Genomic DNA, 17194 nt, shown 5'->3' on the forward strand with positions numbered 1-17194 from the left:
ATCACAGCGGTTTGCGGTCGGGGTCGTCCCACAGCACCGCGAGATGCCGGCCGATGTGGTGCTCAGGGGCGCCCGAGCCGAGCGCGGCGGCCTGTCGGCGGAAGCGGGTGATACGGGGCAGCAGATCCGCGAAGCCACCGGCGAACAGCTCGCTGAGCACCTGCCGGAACTCCGTCGTCGACTCGCTGGTGCGATGCCACACCACCACCGGATAGCCGGTGCGCAGTGCCGTCCTGAACTCCAGACAGCCGTGCGGACGGCCCTCCTCGGGCGGTTCACTCAGGACGGCGGCGACATGCTCCTCGTCCAGCAGGCCGGCCACCACCCGGCGCGGATCCTGGGGGCCGGTGTTCGGGATGCTCATGTAGACGGAGCCGGTCTGCGGCTCCTGCCGCAGCTTCTGCCAGCGCAGCCGCCACCAGCCGTGCCAGCGCTGATCCAGCAGCCGGTCCAGACTGCGGATCACCACCGCCGGATAGGTCATGCCGAGGGGCAGATGCGGATCCTCGGCGGCGTCCAGGGGCCAGGACTCGACGGGCAGGTTGATCAGTTCCAGCGGCAGCACGAACTCCAGCCGCAGGTGCCCCGGACGGTCCCCCTCGGCCCGCTCCACCTCGGAGATCACCTCGCTGACCGTGCGCTGGAGCTCGGCGAAGGGGATCACCGCGCCGTCCCGCCGTCCCTCGAAGTCGGGCCCCCGGGCGTCGGAGTGGAACCAGTACGACACCGTGTAGTGGCCCTCGTCTAGGGGCGCCGGCATGATCCGGATGGCCAGGTGCTCGTCATGGACGGGCGGCTGCCGCTCTGCCTCCCGGCCGTAGCGTCTGCGGTCGAGGGTCTGCGCCAGCTCCCAGTGCACGGCGCGCCGCCGGTTGATCGCGCGGATCTCCTGGCGGTGCGGGGCGTCCATCCAGGCCGAGACCTCATCCAGGTACGCCATCCAGGGCGGCACCTGGCCCGGTGCCGTGTTCTGGCCCACCAGGTAGAGGAAGTCCGACCAGGGGGTGGTGCAGTGGTCGGGCGGGGTGCGTAATCGGGACAGTGTCGCCCGCGCCAGCAGACGGCGGCGCTCGTCGTCGGGCAGCCGGAGCGCGGCCAGGCAGTCCCCCAACAGGGCCCAGGATGTGGTGAATTCGGGTGGCAGCGTGCGCGCGGCCCGCCACTCGTCGCAGAGCCGGGCCATCAGCAGGGACTCCGCGGAACCGGGGTCCAGCAGGTCCAGGACCGCGGCTAGACAGGCCAGGCCGTCCGGGGCGGGGCCGCCGGGGGTGTCCTTCATGCAGAACAGCAGCAGGGCGACGTACTGCTTGCGCGGGATGGAGTGGCGGGGGAGCCGGCCGTTGCCGCCGAGCCGGTCGAGAACCAGGGCCAGGAACTGGTCTCGGTCCTCGGTCGAACGCAGACCGTCGCAGTCCACCAGGACGTCCACGGCGGCGCGCCGTATCCGGTCCTCGATCTCCTCGCGCAAAGGAGGCCCCCCTCCGACGCCCCGCCCGGGGGCGCGCTTCCTCGCCCTGTGCGACGACTCGCTCGTACCGCCAGTGACACAAGATTAGGGGTCACCGCCGCTGACGGAAGGGGATCGGCGAACAGGGCGGGGGAGGGCTAGGGAAGCTCCGCCCGGGACTCGTGCTCGACGAATTCCCGGGGCCGTTCGTGGGCGGTCAGGGTGTGCAGGCGGGCCTGGGTCAGGGGCTCGTGGAGTTCGGCGTACTCGCCGTGCGGGAGGCGTTTGACGATGCCTGTTTCGCGGCCGTGTTCGATCAGTTCCCGGTCCCTCAGCTGCAGGCCCAGGCAGATGCGGCGGGTGAGGGCGAAGACCGCTACCGGGAGGACGAAGACCGCGATCCGGATCACCCAGGTCACCGTGTTGATGGACAGGTGGAGTTGGGTCGCCACGATGTCGTTGCCGCCGCCCGCCAGGAGGATCAGGTAGACGCTGATCCAGGCCGCGCCGAGGCCGGTGCGGACCGGGTGGTTGCGCGGGCGGTCGAGGAGGTGGTGCTCGTGCCGGTCGCCCGTGACCCAGGACTCCAGGAACGGATAGACCCCGATCAGGATCAGCAGCAGCGGGAAGACGAGGATCGGGATCAGGACGCCGAGGACCAGGGTGTGTCCCCACAAGTTGATCTCCCAGCCCGGCATCACGCGCACCAGGCCCTCCGCGAAGCCCAGGTACCAGTCGGGCTGGGCGCCGGTGGAGACCTGGTCGGCGCGGAACGGGCCGTACGCCCAGACCGGGTTGACCGTGGCGATCGCGGCGAGGAGGGTGAGGGCGCCGAAGACCAGGAAGAAGAAGCCGCCCGCCTTGGCCAGGTACACCGGCATGAGCGGGGCGCCGACGACGTTGCGTTCGGTCCGTCCGGGGCCCGCGAACTGGGTGTGCTTGTGGTGGACGACCAGCACGACGTGCGCCACGATCAGGGCCGCCATGATGCCGGGGATCACCAGGATGTGCAGCGCGTAGAAGCGCGCCACGATGTCGTCACCGGGGAATTCCCCGCCGAACAGGAACATCGACAGGTACGTCCCTACGATCGGCACCGCCAGCAGGGCGCCGTTGACGAACCTCAGCCCGGTGCCGGAGAGCAGGTCGTCGGGGAGCGAGTAGCCGAACAGGCCCTCGAACATGCCGAGGAAGAGCAGCAGCCACCCGAAGAGCCAGTTCACCTCGCGGGGTTTGCGGTACGAGCCGGTGAAGAAGTGCCGCATCATGTGCGTGAGCATCCCGGCCACGAAGACCAGCGCCGCCCAGTGGTGCAGCTGCCGGATGAGCAGTCCGCCGCGCACCTCGAAGCTGATGTCGAGGGTGGAGGCGTACGCCTCCGACATGCGCACGCCGTTGAGCGGGACGTAACTGCCCTGGTAGGTCACCTCGTTCATGGACGGGTGGAAGAAGAAGGTGAGCCAGACGCCGGTCAGGATCAGCACCGCGAAGCTGTACAGGCAGATCTCGCCGAGCAGGAACGACCAGTGGTCGGGGAAAACCTTGCGCAGGTACGTGCGGCCGAGCGCGTGGCTGCCGAGGCGGCCGTCGAACCAGTCGGCGACGCGTTCGCCGCGGGACGCCTGCTTCATGCCCCCTCCTCCGCTTCGCCCCGCTCGACGTGTGCGAGCTTGTCGGGGTTGCTGACGATGTAGACGCCCGAGATCCGGTCGCCCTCCGGGGTGAGGTCCATGACCATCACGGCGAACGGCGAGTCACCCTCGAACAGCACCGCCGCGTCGTCGCCGTTGACGCGCCGGTAGCGCACCTCCAGGGCGCTCACGTCCGGCCGTGCCCCGTGCCCGGTGAGCAGCCGGACCACCTTGTCCCGGCCGTGCACCGGGCGCAGTCCCGACGGTTTGCGGTTGCCGCCGCCGTCCGACCACACCGTGACGTCCGGCGCGAGGATCTCCATCAGGGCGGCGATGTCCCCGCCGAGCGCGGCCCGCACGAACCGCTCCGTCGCCTCCCTGCGCACCCGTGGATGCGCCTGGTAGAGCGGCCGCCGCGCGTGCACATGGGCGCGGGCGCGCCGGGCCAGCTGCCGTACCGCCGCCGGGGTGCGGTCGAGGATGTCCGCGATCTCGGTGTGCGGGTAGCCGAACACCTCGTTCAGCACGAACACCGCGCGCTCCAGCGGGGACAGCGACTCCAGCACCACCAGCAGCGCCAGGGACACGGACTCGGTGCGCAGCGCCGGGTCGTCCGCGCCGTCGTCGGACGCGACCAGCGGCTCGGGCAGCCATGGGCCGACGTAGGTCTCCTGGCGGCGGCTGATCGCGGCGCGCCGGCGCAGGGCGTGGTTGACGGCGACGCGGACGAGGTACGCCCGCGGATTGTCGACCCCGGCCAGCGGGTCGCCGCCGCCCCGGGCGGTCCAGGACAGCCAGGTCTCCTGAAGGACGTCCTCGCTGTCGGCGACGCTGCCCAGGACGTTGTAGACGACGCCGAACAGCAGCTCGCGATGGTCGACGAAGACGCCGGTCGCCTGGTCCAACCGGTCGTCGGTGTCGGGAAGGGGTGTCTCGGACATGACGGTGGCCTCCGCTGCGGTGCGCTCACCCCTGGGAGGCCATGAGGGGGTCCGTTTGTGACACCCGAGCGGGGTAATGTGACCCAGCTCTCACGCCGCGCCATGGCAGACGATCCCGAGCGCGTGCCGACGGCCCGGGCGGACGGTGCTCACCCGTGCGGTGTACTGCACCCCACCAGGTACCGTTGCACACCACATCTGACCTGGCCGTATTTACGGGTAAGTACCCGCGCGGTACCGTGAAGTCATGCCAGCTCTCAACGTGGAGTTCAGCGACCGCGAACTTGAGGATCTGCGGCAGATCGCCAAGGAGCGGGGTACGTCGATGAAGGCGCTCGTACGGGAGGCCGCGGCGGCCGACATCGCCCGGCACCGGGCACTCCAGGAGGGTGCGGAGGCCTTCCGCCGGTTCTTCTCCGCGCACGCCGACGAGTTCGCCGCCGCGTTCCCGGAGGACGAACCACCCGCCAAGGGCGAGGGGCGGGCCGCCTGAGCGATGGCAGCCGTCATCCACATCGACGTGCCCTGGCTGCTCCAGCGGCACGAGGAGGTCCTGCCGGACCAGCCCGTCATCAACGACTTCTCCGCGCTGGTCGCCGCCGTGGCCCGGCACCGTGTCGACCCGCCGCGGCTCGGCGTGGACTCCGACCCGGCCTGGCGGGCGGCCGCGCTGCTGCACACCCTGGCCCTGCTCAAGCCGCTGCCCTCGGCCAACGCCCGGTTCGCCTGCGCCACGGCCGTGGCCTACATGTTCGTCAGCGGCGTCGGCATCGATCCGCCGTACGGCGCGCTGGTGGACCTCGCCCGGGATCTGATCGACGGCAGGGTGGATGTGTTCGGCGCCGCCGACCGGCTGCGGTCCTGGCAGATCTGAGGTTCAGGGGCCGTCGGCCGGGCCCGCCCCCTCGGGGCCGCCGACCCAGGGCGGGAGGATCGAGGTCGGCGGCCCCTGCGCACAGGAGCCGCTGTCCTGCGCGGGGCCTTCCTAAGGGCCGCTCCCAGTTCACCGCGGGCTCGTGCGCGCCGGGAGCGTGCGTGGCGCTCCGGCGCGGGTGCGTGATTCACACGGGGTGCGGGGCAAAGTCGAAAGCCGGTGCGGGTGACGGGAGTTGCCACTGTTTCTGACTTTCTTTCAACGGTGCGGATGTTGCCCGAGTGCCTTGTTGGGCGTGAGTGGGTTGTGCGAGGGTTAAGTGCCCGTGCGGGGGGTTAAAAGCCGGGTCGCATTCGTACCGATGGGGGATCGGGACCGGATGAGAAGTGGTGAATTCACGCTCCCCGCGCTGTTCTCCGCGCGTGGGAAGGAATCCGCTCAGTGCCCACCCCCCACCCCCCTCGCCCCCCTTACCCCCCGCCCGCCGGCGCCCCCGAGGAATCGGACGACGGTCTCGCCGCCCGCCTCAGAGGCAGACCGGACGGCGAGACCTCCCCCGCGGTCGCCCTGCTGATGGCGCGCCACTGGCGCACGGCCCAGGAATATGCGGTGATCTGCCTGGCCTCCCGCGCGGAGGCCGCCGCGATGGTCACCTCCGCCGCCTTCCACCAGCTCCTCGACCGGCTGGCGCGCGGCGAACCGGGCACGGCTTTGCGGCCCCGGCTGCTGGTCGCCGTACGGGACACGGTCCGGCTGTGGGCCGCCGAGGAACGGATATCGGCCGTTCTGCCGGACCTCGGGAAACCGGCCGGCGGTCGCGGTATACGGACCGCGAAGTCGATGACCGCGGAAAATCGGAAGTTGGCCGGACGTTCATTCCACGCCCTTCCGGGACCGGCCCGGTGTCTGCTGTGGCACACCGAGGTGGAGGCGGAGGCGATAACCGTGCCCGCGGGACTGCTGGGCATGGATACCGACACCGCGTCGGTCGCACTCGAACAGGCGCGTGAAAAATTCCGGGAAGGCTGTGTCCTCGCGCATCGGGAACTCGCCCCGACGAAAGACTGCCGCTTCTACAACCGTCTGCTCGACGTCCCCATGCGGCGCGGCGGAGCCCTGCTGCCGGACGTCCAGCAGCATCTCGCCCAGTGCCGATACTGCCGTTCCGCGGCCGAACAACTGAGCCATTTCGAGGGCGCTTTGGGCACCCTGCTCGCCGAATCCGTGCTCGGCTGGGGCGCCCGCCGCTATCTGGACTCCCGCCCGGGCCGCACCCGGCCGAGCCCCCGTCCCCGCGGTCCCGCCCGGCACGGCGGCGGACGCCGGCGCCTGCTGCCCAGGGTCCCCCCGCAACTGCGCGGGGCGGCGGACGGACCGCGTCCGTCCCGGGCGCTGCTCACCGGCGTGGGGATCGCCTCCGCCGGGCTGCTCGCGTCCGTCCTCGCCGCCAGTGTCTGGTCCGACGACGACGGCTCCGCTCCGCCCGGCTCCGCGGCAGACGGCGGCACCGGCACCCAGGCCCCGCCCACCGTCTCCACCGCACCCCCGGGCACCGCCCGACTCCCCGTCCCGCCACGGCGGACCGGTCTGCGCAACGCCGCCGCCGACCTGTGCCTGGACATCCGCGACACGCCGAAGCCCGGCGCCGGCACCGAGCTGGCGGCCTGCTCGGCGGCGGACACCCAGCAGTGGTCGTACGAGGAGGACGGGCTGCTGCGCAGCGCGGCGCAGCCCGGCCTGTGCCTGGACTCGAAGGTGGACGCCGGGGTCGTCGTCCTCGGGCGGTGCGCCGACGAGGACGACGACCGGGCCGACGACGTGCGCTACGACCTGACCGTGCAGGGCGAGTTGCTGCCCCGCTGGGACGAACGGCTCGCCCTCACCTCCACCAACGGCACGGCGGGCGCCGACATCGTCGTCAAGGTCCGGGACGGCACCGATACCCAGCGCTGGCTCGCCGATCCGGGCCGGTCGGCGCCCGCGGACCCGCTGTCGGTCGCCGCGCCTCCGGCTAGGGCTGACTGACCACGTCCCGGGGCGGCTCCCCCGACAGGAACCCGGTCACGTTCTGCACGGCGGCCAGGGCGATCCGCACCAGGGTCTCCCGGGTGACGCCCCCGGCGTGCGGGGAGAGCACCACGTTCGGGGCGCGCAGCAACCGCAGCGCCGGAGTGGGTGGTTCGGGCTCGAAGACATCGATGCCCGCCCCGGCCAGGGTGCCCTTCTCCAGGGCGTCGGCGAGGGCGTCCTGGTCGATCAGGGCGCCCCGCGCGGTGTTCACCACGAACGCCGTCGGCTTCATCAGCGCCAGCCGCGAGGCGTCCAGGAGATGCCGGGTGCCCTCGGTGAGCGGAGCGTGCAGGGAGACGTAGTCCGAGGTGCGCAGCAAATCCTCCAGCGGGAGATGGCGGGCGCCGCCGAGCCGGGCCTCCGTGCCGGGGTCGGCCCGGGTGCGTCCGGCGTAGACGACGGTCATGTCGAAGGCCACCGCGCGGCGGGCGACTTCGCGGCCGATCCCGCCGAGGCCCACGATGCCGAGCGTCTTGCCGGACAGTTCGGTCAGGGAGCCCTGGAGGCGGGGGAGGGCCCAGTCGGCTTCGGTGAGCGCGGTGTGGGCGGGGATCAGCTGTTTGGCGAGGGCGAGCATCAGGGCGAAGGTCTGCTCGGCGACGTTCTGTGCCTCCGCGCCGCTGGAGCCGATGGTGCACACCCGCACGCCCCGCTCCCGGGCGGCGGCCAGATCGACGTAGTCGAAGCCATGGCTCGCGCACTGAACGAGCTGCAACTCCGGTGCGGCGGCAAGGTGTTCGGCGGTCACCGGGGCAAGGCCGGTGATGATCGCATGGGCCGCGAGCAGGGCGTCCGGGTCCTCGCCCGTGCTCTCCACGACGGTGACGTTCGCCTCGGCGGGGAAGAGCGTGGCGAGCCCCGCCCCGGTCCTGCGGCCCCCGACGTGCGCGGAGATGACGGCGAGGACGTTGCGCGGGGCGGTCATGCGGACTCCTCGACGAGGTCGGCCGGGCTCAGGGAGGCCGGGCCCGCGTGTCCCGACAGCGCGAGGGTGAGGTCGAGTTCGGCGAGCAGACAGCGGATGACGTGCTCGACGCCGGCCTGTCCGTCCAGGCCCAGCCCGTACACGTACGGCCGGCCGACCAGTACCGCCCGCGCGCCGAGGGCGAGCGCCTTGACGATGTCGTCGCCGGTGCGGATCCCGCTGTCGAAGAGGACGGTGAGCCGGTCGCCGACCGCCGCCACCACCCCGGGCAGCGCGTCGGCCGCCGCGACGGAACCGGCCACCTGCCGGCCGCCGTGGTTGGAGACGACGACCCCGTCCATCCCGGCGTCGGCCGCCGCTCGCGCGTCGTCGGGGTGCAGGACGCCCTTCAGGACGATCGGGCCGTCCCAGTGCTCCCGCAGGAACGCCAGGTCCGGCCAGGTCTTGCCGGGGTCGGCGAACATGCCCACGAAGTGCATCACGGCGGCGTTCGGGTCCTCGTGCACCGGCTTGGCCAGGCCCGCCAGGAAGGCCGGGTCGGTGAAGTAGTTGGCGGTGCCCACCCCGTGCAGGAACGGCAGGTACGCCTGGTCCAGGTCGCGGGGCCGCCACGCCAGCAGCGGGGTGTCCAGGGTGACGACGAGGGCGGTGTACCCGGCCGCCTTCGCTCGGTCCAGGAAACTCCGGGCCACCTCGGGGTCCTTGGGCCAGTACAGCTGGAACCAGCGCTCGGCGTCCCCCATCGCCTCGGCGACCTGTTCCAGGGGCGTGCTGGAGGCCGAGGACAGGATGTACGGCACGCCCTGCGCTGCGGCGGCCCGGGCGGCGGCCGGCTCGGCGTCCGGATGCATGATCGACAGCACGCCGACCGGGGCCAGCGCGAGCGGCGCGGGCAGGGCGCGGCCCAGCACCTCGACGGACAGGTCCCGTTCGTGCACGTCCCGCAGCATGCGCGGCACGATCCGGCGGCGCTCCAGGGCGGCCCGGTTGGCGCGGGCGGTACTGCCGTCCCCGGCGCTGCCCGCGACGTAACCGACCGGACCCGGGCCGAGGCGCTGCTCGGTCAGCTCCTCCAGCCGGGTCAGATCGGTGGGCAGCCGGGGTACGGCACCGGTCATGCCGTTGAGATAGATCTCGTACTGGAAGTCCGCCCAGTGCTTGGCCATGTCGTCCATCCCGCCTCTCGTCGCTGAGAACGCGCAGTACGCAGACCATACCGACCAGTAGGGAGGCGTGACCGGTCAGGCTCCCCACGCGGACTGCGCCGGGATTACGGCGAGTTGGCGGGGGCGCCGTGACGGTTCATCCATCTGTCGTTACGTCAGTGGATGAATCCTCCACGGCTTCGAGGGGCCGTTTCGATGTCAGGAAGTGATCGAGCGAGGGCAGAATCGGAATGTTTCAGGCCTATTGCAGAGCGCGGGGTATTCGGCCAGTTGGCTGCTTCGGGCGATCAAGATCCGGCCGTTGCAAGGGTTGGAACAGTCGAATTCCGTTACTTCACGCCACTGATTCAATACGCAAGGTTACTGAAACACATGGGGTCGATGTGTGTTCCGGCGGCGGACTCGGCAGACTCGCGGTCGCCGGTTCCGGTCCGATCGGGCGGGCTCCGGCACACCCCCGAATCGAGCGGAAGGATGCACACAATGCGGAACACCGCGCGCTGGACAGCAACCCTCGGCCTGACGGCGGCAGCCGTCTGCGGCCCTCTCGCCGGAGCCGCCCCCGCGGCCCCCGGCAATGCGACCGGCTCGCTCTACGCCCCCTCCGCGCTCGTGCTCACCGTGGCCCACGGCGAGAGCGCGGCGCTCACCGCCCCGGAGCGCGCCGTGACCCTCGTCTGCACGCCCGCGCCCTCCGGCACGCACCCGGCGGCCGGCCGGGCCTGCGCCGAACTGCGCGCGGCCCAAGGAGACTTCGACGCGCTCGCGAGCGACGACGACATCATGTGCACCAGGGAGTACGACCCCGTCGTCGTCACCGTCGACGGTGTCTGGCGCGGAGAGCGCGTCTCCTACGAGCGCACCTTCTCCAACGAGTGCGTGAAGAGCTCCCTCGGAGCGAGCGTCTTCGCGTTCTGAGGGACCGGGATCGCATGGCCGGCGTGATCATGTGCAGCGGCCCGTGACTGGGGAGTGCGAGTCCTGTCACAGTGGCCTGCGATCTCGTATCGGGGGCCGGCCGGGCGGAGTGGGGCCGCCCGGCCGGCACCTCGTGTGTTCAGCTCTTGACGGGGGTGAGCACCACGAAGTCCGCGCCCGCCGGGTCGACGCACACCGCGAGCCGGCCCACGCCCTCGGCGTCCTCGGGGCCCATCTGCACACTGCCGCCGTTCCCGGTGACCCGGGCGACCGCGGCGTCGCAGTCCTCGACGTCGAAGACCGGGTGCCAGTACGGCTTCCCGCCCGCCAGGGCGAGGGCCTCCTGCGGCAGGCCCATGATGCCGCCCTGCATCCGCTCCTCGGGCAGGTCCGCCGGGGTGATCAGGGAGTACGTGCCCCCGCCGCCCGGCAGTTCCATGTCGCTGTACCACCAGCCGAAGACATCGCCGTAGAACTTCTTCGCGCCCTCGGGGTCGCTCGTGTACAGCTCGGTCCACGACAGCGCGCCCGGGGCGTCCACCAGCTCCACACCGCCGTCCGTGCCGGGCTGCCAGATGGCGAACTGGCCGCCGAGCGGGTCGCTGAGCTGTGCCATCCGGCCCCACTCGCCGAGGTCCCGGGGTGCCACCCGGACCGTGCCGCCCGCCTTCTCGACCGCCTGGGTGGTGGCGTCCGCGTCGGCGACGTTGTAGTAGATCATCCAGGCCGAGCGGGCGCCCTCCTCGGTGAGCTTGCCCAGGCCGGCGACGACCTTGCCGTCCTTGCGGAACATGCCGCCTTCCATCTCCTCGGCGCCTTCCGTCTCCTCGCCGCCCTGCATGGCCTCGTAGTCCCAGCCGAGCACGCTGCCGTAGAAGGCCGCGGCGGCCCGCACGTCAGGGGCGCCGAGGTCGAGGAAGCACGGCACGCCGTGGACGGGGTCCGTGGTGATCATGAGGATTCCCTTCGCAGGTCCGTTCCCGTCAGCCTGGCACCGGCCCGTCGGCCGCGCACGGCGGACGGGTGGCCAGGCTGACGGGTGCCTTACGAAGGGATGGACCCCGCGCGCCCGCAGAACTCATCGGCGGGCGGGAAAGTCAGGCCTTCTTGCGGTGACTGGTGTCGCACCAGGGATAGCGCCGGCTGCGCCGGCAGGTGCACAGGGCGACCCGGAAGCGGTCGGAGACGACGGTGCTGCCGTCCTCCAGCTCGATCTCCACGGGCCCTTCCAGCATCAGCGGACCCGCGCGCTGGACCTTCACCCGGCGGGGCGGCTCAGACGGTGCGTTCGGCACGGACGACCACCAGCTCTTCCTTCTCGTCGGCGGCGGACAGCAGCCCTCGCTGCCGCAGCCACTCCTCACGGGCACGCATCACCGGCCCGAACGGGATCCGGCACCGCCGGGACACGGCGGCCTTCAGCCCGGCCGCCCGCAGCCACTCCACGGTCCGGTCGGGACCGCTGAGCGAGGAGTGCACCAGCAGCAGGACCCCGCCGGGCCGCAGCAGCTCGGGCCCCTCCCGGCAGATGCGGTCCAGGACGAGCCGGCCGTCGTGGCCCGCGTCCCAGGCCCGGGCGCTGCCGCGCGGCTCGGTGTCCGCGGCGGGCGTCGGCATGTACGGCGGATTGGCCAGGATGAGGTCGTACGACCGTCCGCGCACGGGCTCGAAGAGGTCGCCGTGCAGGAACCGCACCGGAAGGCGGGTCCGCCAGGCGTTCAGCCGTGCCGTGCACACCGCCCGCCGCGACACGTCCACGGCGGTCACGCGCGCGCCGCGCCGTGCCGCCTTCAGGGCCAGTGCGCCGGAGCCGGTTCCCACTTCGAGGACCTCGGCGCCGGTCGGCAGCGGTTCGTCGGCCAGGGCACCGGCCAGCAGCTCGGTGTCCTCCTGTGGGGCGTAGACGCCCGGTAGCACCAGAAAATTCACAGCGCTCGAGTACCCCGACATTCAGGAAATAAGGGAGGTTTCAGAAGTTTGCGGGCGCCCTTCGGCGTCCAGCGGCTCGCGCAGCGCCGACCGGCCGGCCCGCCAGTGGGTGAGCAGGCGTTCGCCGAGCCGGTCCTCCAGATAGCCGGTGACGTCGATGCCGAAGGCGATGTCCGGCGCCAGATGCGGCTCGTCGGTCAGCAGGCCGTCGATGACCTCGTGCCGGACGACCTGCTCGTGCACCGCGTCCGCCTCGACGTGCTCGTCGTAGAAGTGCTCGGCGGCGGGTCCGGCGCCCGTGCGGCGCATCGCCTCGGCCAGCCGCCGGGAGCCGGGCGAGGAGGTGATCTCCACGGCGGCGAAGTGGCCGACGAGCGCGCCCCGGAGCCTTCGGTGCAGACCGAACAGGGACATCATGTTGACCGTGGCCAGCGTCTCGGCGTCCGCCGCGTCCAGGTAGTGGCCGTACGTCGTGTCCAGGCCGAGGTCGGTCATCAGGTCGGCGAAGAGACGGGCGTGCACCCGCTCGGGGCGTCCACCGCCGAACTCGTCGAACTCCACCGCCGCCATGGCCGCCTTGGCCCGGCCCGACAGCCGGGGCAGCACCCAGGCGTGCGGGTCGGCCTCCTTGAGGTGGTACAGCGAGCGCAGTGCCGCGTATTCGCGCAGCTGCCACAGCTCGCCCTCGTCGCGCAGGAAGTGGGAGACGCCCGTGCCGTCGACCGGCTCGACCAGCAGGTCGTCGATCGCGTCCGGTACGCCGTCGTGGGCGGGGGTGTCCGCGCGCAGGGCGGCCTCGAAGCGCTGCTCCAGCGCCGCGCGGGTCCGCAGCAGGTCGGGGTCCCATTCACGGTCGGCGGACAGGCCGGCGAAACCGCGGTAGTGCAGCTCGTAGCAGACGTACAGGGCGAGCTGGAGATCGTCGCCGTAGACGTCGGCGCTCGCCAGGTCGTCCTCGCCGGGCAGGGGGCCCGTCCCCCGCAGATACCGGATCACCGCTGCGGAGACCGGGCCGCGGGCAGCGGGCAGACGTGGTGTGTCGTGCTGGTGTGGCATGTGGGCCCGGGTACCCGCGTGGGGCGCGGCCATCCGTGCCAGAACCATTACGGCGTGGCGCGCCCCGCGCGGAGCGGTCCCTCAGCCGCCCTCGGATTCCTCCTGGGCCCGGGTGCTGGGGGTGATGGCGTCGGCGGCCTCACCCTCACGGCGGTGCCGGCGCGCCGGATCACCGGCGTCGCCGGGGCGCTGCTGCGCCTCGGACATCTCGCGCAGGACCTCGTCCAGCGCCGTCTCGGACTCCTCCGGAGAGTCGTGCCGGTCGTCGCTCACGGGATTCTCCTCTCTCCGGTCCTCATGCTCAGCTGCTCGCGCCCGCCATGCCGTTCGATCCCGCGAGGCGCAGCGGCACCGGTTCGGGCGGCGTCGGCTCCTCGCCGGCCCGGGCGACCCGCGTCCACCAGGACGCGCCGTCCTCGATGTGGCGCAGCAGGATTCCCTCCCGGATCGCCCAGGGGCACACGGTGACCGTCCGCAGCCCGGTGAGCTTCATCGCGGTGTGCGCGACGACCGCCCCGGCCAGGCTCTGCGCGGCCCGGGGCGCGGAGATGCCGGGCAGCCGGGAGCGCTCGGCCGCGGGCAGCGCGGCCAGCCGTTCCACCGCACCGCGCAGGTCGCGGCTGTGCAGCGGCCGTTCCACGAAGGGGCCGTTGCGGCCGGGCGCCGCCCCGCACAACCGGCCCAGCTGCTGAAACGTCCGTGAGGTCGCGACCGCCGTACGCGGTCCCTCCCAGCGGATCCGGGCCGCGACGTCCCGCAGCTGATGCCGCACCCGGCGGCGCAGCGCCCGTACCTGCTCGGGCGAGGGCGGGTCGTCGTCGCCGAAGAACTCATGAGTCAGCCGTCCCGCGCCGAGCGGCAGGGAGGCCGCGAAGTCCGGCAGCCGGCCCCGGCCGAAGGCCACTTCCAGCGAGCCGCCGCCGATGTCCAGCAGGGCGAGCGGTCCCGCCCGCCAGCCCATCCACCGCCGTGCCCCGAGGAACGTCAGCTCGGCCTCCAGCTCGCCGGGCAGGGTGCACAGATCCACTCCGGTGCGGGACCGGACCGCGCCCAGTACCTCGCGCCGGTTCGGGGCGGCCCGCACCACGGCCGTGGCGAAGGCCACGGGGTCGGTCGCCCGCCACCGGGCGGCGGTTCTGCTCGCCTCGGCGACCGCGTCGACCAGCCGTTCGACCGCCTCGTCCGGTATCGCGTCCCCCGGTCTGACGTGCTGGGACAGCCGTAGTCGCCATTTTGCGGTGTGCACCGGGAGCGGTACGCCGTCATTGGCGTCGGCCACCACCAGACGGACCGTATTGGAGCCCACATCCACCACGCTGATTCGCATGGCGGCGTGAGTACCCGTTTTCCCCGCGAACGAACGGGGAAACGCCGTCTCCCGGCGGACGGGGGTCGCACTTCGGCCAGTGCCGCGCACCCGTCAGGCGAGCTGGCGCCGGACCAGCTCGTGCAGCCGTCCGCCGGTGTCCGCCAGGAGCTGCGCGGGCGGCCCCTGCTGGGCCACCTTGCCGTCCTCCATCACGATCACCCGGTCCGCGTCCAGCACCGTCGACAGCCGGTGCGCGATCACGATCCGCGTCGCTGCCAGCGCCTTCGTGCTCTCGATCACCGTGCGCTGGGTCTCGTTGTCCAGCGCGCTGGTCGCCTCGTCGAAGAACAGGATCCGCGGGCGGCGGATCAGCGCCTGCGCGATCATCAGGCGCTGGCGCTGGCCGCCGGAGATCGCGCCGCTGCCCGAGACGATCGTGTGCAGTCCCATCGGCATCCGCTTGATGTCCTCGGCGAGCCCCGCCAGCTCGGCCGCCGCCATCGCCTCCTCCGGGGTGTACGGCTCGGTGCCGCAGATGACGTCCAGGATGGAGCCGGTGGACGGCTGCGCGTGCTGGAGCACCACCCCGCACTGGCGGCGTACGGCGGACTGGTCCAGCGCGGCCAGGTCCTGGCCGTCGTAGAGGACGCTGCCGGAGAGCGGCTTGTCGAAGCCGATCAGCAGGCGCAGCAGCGTCGACTTGCCGCAGCCGCTCGGGCCGACGATCGCCACGAACTCGCCCTGCCGGACCGAGAAGGAGACGTCGTCCAGGACCAGCGGGCCGTCGTCGGAGTAGCGGAAGGACAGGCGGCGGGCCTCGATCGCGCCGGTCAGCGGGCCGGGGCGGGTGCTCGCCGTGCGGACCTCCGGGGTCGCGTCCAGCACCGGCTTGATCTCCTCGAACAGCGGCAGCGCGGCCACCGCCGAGACGAACGCGCCGGTGAGCTGGGTGACCGAGGTCAGCAGCATCGTCACCGAGGTGTTGAAGGTGAGGAACGCCGCCGCCGACATCGAGCCGCGCGCCGGGCCCGCCAGCAGCATGAACATCAGCAGGGTGCACAGCGGGAGATAGACCGCGCCCAGCACCGCGGTGAGGTTCTTGATCCGGCCCACCTTCTGCTGGAGCTCGCGGCTGCGGGCGAACTGCGCGGCCCAGGCCGCGTACGCGTAGTTCTCGGCGGCCGCCACGCGCAGCTTGGGCAGTCCGCGCAGGGTCTGGAAGGCCTGATTGTTCAGCTTGTTGCCGAGCACCACGAGCCGCCGCTGCCAGCGCACCTGCCACAGCCCGAGCCCCAGGAACACCACGGCGATGACCACCAGCATGCCGATCGCCGCGAGCGCCATCGGGACGCTGAACCACAGCAGCAGCCCCAGGTTCATCGCGCCGACGGTGACCGACTGGGCGACCGTGGGACCGACCCCCGCCAGCAGCCGCCGGATCGCACTCACGCCCATCGCCGCGCTCGCCAGCTCGCCGGTGGACCGTTCGGTGAAGAACTTCGTCGGCAGCCGCAGCAGCCGGTCCCAGACGGCCGGCTGGAGAATCGCCTCGATCCGGCCCTCCAGGCGCAGGATCGTCAGATTCTGCAGCAGCATGAAGGCGGCGGCCACCACACTGCTGACCAGCACCGCCAGACACACCTGCACGATCAGATCCGTCTGCGCCTTCGGCACGAACTGGCCGAGCACCTTGCCGGTCGCGACCGGCACCAGCGCCCCGATCGCGACCGTCACCAGGCCGCTCAGCAGCAGGTTCGTCAGATCCCCGGCGGTGCCGCGCAGGCAGAACCTGACCAGCCGCAGCGGGCTGAGCGCACGATCGGGCAGGGGCCGGTAGAACATCACCGCACGCGGCTCGAACTCCTCCGCGTTGGCCTTCTCGATGGGTGTCTCGCGGCCCGTCGCCGGGTGCACGGCGACATACCCGCCGCGCCGCCACAGCAGTGCCACCGGCGCCCCGGACAGGGCCCGGCGGCCCACCAGCGGGCCGGCGTCCTCCCGCCACCAGCGGCCGTCGAGACGGATCGCCCGGGTGCGGACACGGGAGGCGAGGGCCACCCGCTCGACCGGGTCGAGCCGGTCACTCTCGGTGCCGCTGTGCGCGGGGTCGGCCAGCGTGATCCCGGCCGCCTCGGCGACCAGCTTGCAGGCCGCGTGAGTGGCGTCCGCGTCGGCGGCCGTGGTCCGCGTGCCGCCGCGCTTGCCGATCGAGGCCAGCAGCGTCCGGTCGGCCTGGGCGCGCACCGCCTCACCGGCTCTGATGCCCTCCGCGGTGCGCGTCTCGTGGGTGCGCTCCAGCTGCTCGATCCAGCGGTCCAGGGTGGTCAGCAGGCGGTACTGCTGGTCGACCATGGACTGCCAGACCGCCGGGTCGATGAGCAGGTCGGCGGCGGCTTCCTGGCCGTACAGGGAGCCGTACTGGACGCTGCCGGGCGGGACCTGCATCCAGAGGACGTCGTCGTCGCTGATCTCGGCGGCGCGTTCGGTGGCCATCGGGGCCTGGAAGAGGATGGACAGGCTGCGGCCGACGCCGAGGGCGAGGGCGTACTCCAGCGGGCTCGTCGTCGGCGGGACGTACTGCGGGTTGCCGTACTCGTCGTAGGACCAGGTCTGGGTGGGGGCGGGCTGGTACAGCTCGCGCAGGCCGATGCGGTGCACGACACAGTCGCGCAACGGGCGTGCCACCAGGGTGTGTTGCGGGCCCACGACCGGGCCCAGCAGCAGCGAGCCCGCCTCCAGGCGGCCCAGGTGGTGCCAGTGGCCCTGTTGCCCGGCGTCCACCGCGAACAGGTCCACGGCCCCGGACGCCACCAGCCACAGCACCTGCGGGCCTTCGAGGTCGAGCCGGCTGAACCCGGCGCAGTCGATACGGCTGCCCATCGAACCGAGGGCGCTCAGGACGAGGTCGCCCTCGTGCACGGAGGTCAT

General features: G+C 72.2%; 16 protein-coding genes. 4 read left to right on the top strand and 12 right to left on the bottom strand.

Translation table 11 applies throughout. From position 1 onward, the window contains the following. Position 1 precedes the first annotated feature (1 nt). The 3 genes from ACWD11_RS16155 to sigJ all read right to left on the bottom strand — a co-directional run bounded on the left by ACWD11_RS16155 (position 2) and on the right by sigJ (position 4019). The gene (locus ACWD11_RS16155; RefSeq protein ID WP_389417099.1) at positions 2 to 1468 is read right to left on the bottom strand and encodes a VMAP-C domain-containing protein; all 1467 of its coding nucleotides are present in this window, start codon (positions 1466 to 1468) and stop codon (positions 2 to 4) included. A 137-nt stretch (positions 1469 to 1605) separates the two neighbouring features. Further along, positions 1606 to 3078, bottom strand: a complete 1473-nt coding sequence (gene qcrB / locus ACWD11_RS16160) for a cytochrome bc1 complex cytochrome b subunit (protein WP_451283563.1) — start codon at positions 3076 to 3078, stop codon at positions 1606 to 1608. Continuing rightward, complete coding sequence (gene sigJ / locus ACWD11_RS16165) at positions 3075 to 4019, bottom strand: RNA polymerase sigma factor SigJ (protein ID WP_451283565.1); 945 nt, start codon at positions 4017 to 4019, stop codon at positions 3075 to 3077. Before sigJ ends, qcrB begins: the two co-directional genes overlap by 4 nt. 247 nt (positions 4020 to 4266) lie before the next feature. On the opposite strand from sigJ, the gene ACWD11_RS16170 reads away from it, so the two are divergent. From ACWD11_RS16170 to ACWD11_RS16180, 3 genes are all read left to right on the top strand, one after another. Further along, positions 4267 to 4512, top strand: coding sequence for a hypothetical protein (locus ACWD11_RS16170; RefSeq protein ID WP_451283566.1), 246 nt, complete (start codon positions 4267 to 4269; stop codon positions 4510 to 4512). A 3-nt stretch (positions 4513 to 4515) separates the two neighbouring features. Beyond that, positions 4516 to 4893 carry a toxin Doc gene (locus ACWD11_RS16175; protein WP_389417103.1) on the top strand — a complete coding sequence of 126 codons (378 nt, stop codon included), beginning with the start codon at positions 4516 to 4518 and terminating at the stop codon, positions 4891 to 4893. A 441-nt stretch (positions 4894 to 5334) separates the two neighbouring features. Next, a complete protein-coding gene (locus ACWD11_RS16180; protein ID WP_389417104.1) occupies positions 5335 to 6918 on the top strand; it encodes an RICIN domain-containing protein in 1584 nt (527 codons plus the stop codon). Here the strand turns inward: ACWD11_RS16180 and ACWD11_RS16185 are convergent. Together ACWD11_RS16185 and ACWD11_RS16190 are read right to left on the bottom strand one after the other, a co-directional pair. Next, a complete protein-coding gene (locus ACWD11_RS16185; protein WP_451283567.1) occupies positions 6905 to 7888 on the bottom strand; it encodes a 2-hydroxyacid dehydrogenase in 984 nt (327 codons plus the stop codon). The two genes, ACWD11_RS16180 and ACWD11_RS16185, sit on opposite strands and share 14 nt — an antisense overlap. Beyond that, on the bottom strand, positions 7885 to 9054 hold the full coding sequence (locus ACWD11_RS16190) for a lactate 2-monooxygenase (protein ID WP_451283568.1): 1170 nt from the start codon (positions 9052 to 9054) through the stop codon (positions 7885 to 7887). Before ACWD11_RS16190 ends, ACWD11_RS16185 begins: the two co-directional genes overlap by 4 nt. Positions 9055 to 9537: 483 nt before the next feature. Here ACWD11_RS16190 and ACWD11_RS16195 point away from each other — a divergent pair, with 483 nt between their 5' ends. Then, positions 9538 to 9972 (top strand): protease inhibitor, encoded by a 435-nt coding sequence (locus ACWD11_RS16195; protein WP_389417106.1) that lies wholly within the window; start codon positions 9538 to 9540, stop codon positions 9970 to 9972. 139 nt (positions 9973 to 10111) lie between these two features. Here the strand turns inward: ACWD11_RS16195 and ACWD11_RS16200 are convergent, their stop codons facing one another. The 7 genes from ACWD11_RS16200 to ACWD11_RS16230 form a co-directional block, all read right to left on the bottom strand. Next, positions 10112 to 10927, bottom strand: coding sequence for a VOC family protein (locus ACWD11_RS16200; protein WP_389417107.1), 816 nt, complete (start codon positions 10925 to 10927; stop codon positions 10112 to 10114). Positions 10928 to 11069: 142 nt separating this feature from the next. Then, positions 11070 to 11267: a CDGSH iron-sulfur domain-containing protein gene (locus ACWD11_RS16205; protein ID WP_389417108.1), complete on the bottom strand. Its 198-nt coding sequence runs from the start codon at positions 11265 to 11267 to the stop codon at positions 11070 to 11072. After that, a complete protein-coding gene (locus ACWD11_RS16210; protein WP_389417109.1) occupies positions 11248 to 11922 on the bottom strand; it encodes a HemK2/MTQ2 family protein methyltransferase in 675 nt (224 codons plus the stop codon). The genes ACWD11_RS16205 and ACWD11_RS16210 overlap by 20 nt, the downstream gene beginning before the upstream one ends. Then, on the bottom strand, positions 11923 to 12957 hold the full coding sequence (locus tag ACWD11_RS16215; protein ID WP_389417110.1) for an iron-containing redox enzyme family protein: 1035 nt from the start codon (positions 12955 to 12957) through the stop codon (positions 11923 to 11925). Between the two features lie 81 nt (positions 12958 to 13038). Further along, on the bottom strand, positions 13039 to 13230 hold the full coding sequence (locus ACWD11_RS16220) for a hypothetical protein (RefSeq protein WP_451283571.1): 192 nt from the start codon (positions 13228 to 13230) through the stop codon (positions 13039 to 13041). Between the two features lie 28 nt (positions 13231 to 13258). Continuing rightward, a complete protein-coding gene (locus tag ACWD11_RS16225) occupies positions 13259 to 14284 on the bottom strand; it encodes a Ppx/GppA phosphatase family protein (protein ID WP_389417112.1) in 1026 nt (341 codons plus the stop codon). Between the two features lie 93 nt (positions 14285 to 14377). Then, on the bottom strand, positions 14378 to 17194 hold the full coding sequence (locus ACWD11_RS16230; protein WP_451283572.1) for an NHLP bacteriocin export ABC transporter permease/ATPase subunit: 2817 nt from the start codon (positions 17192 to 17194) through the stop codon (positions 14378 to 14380).

This window comes from Streptomyces sp. NPDC002776 (genome assembly GCF_053592195.1).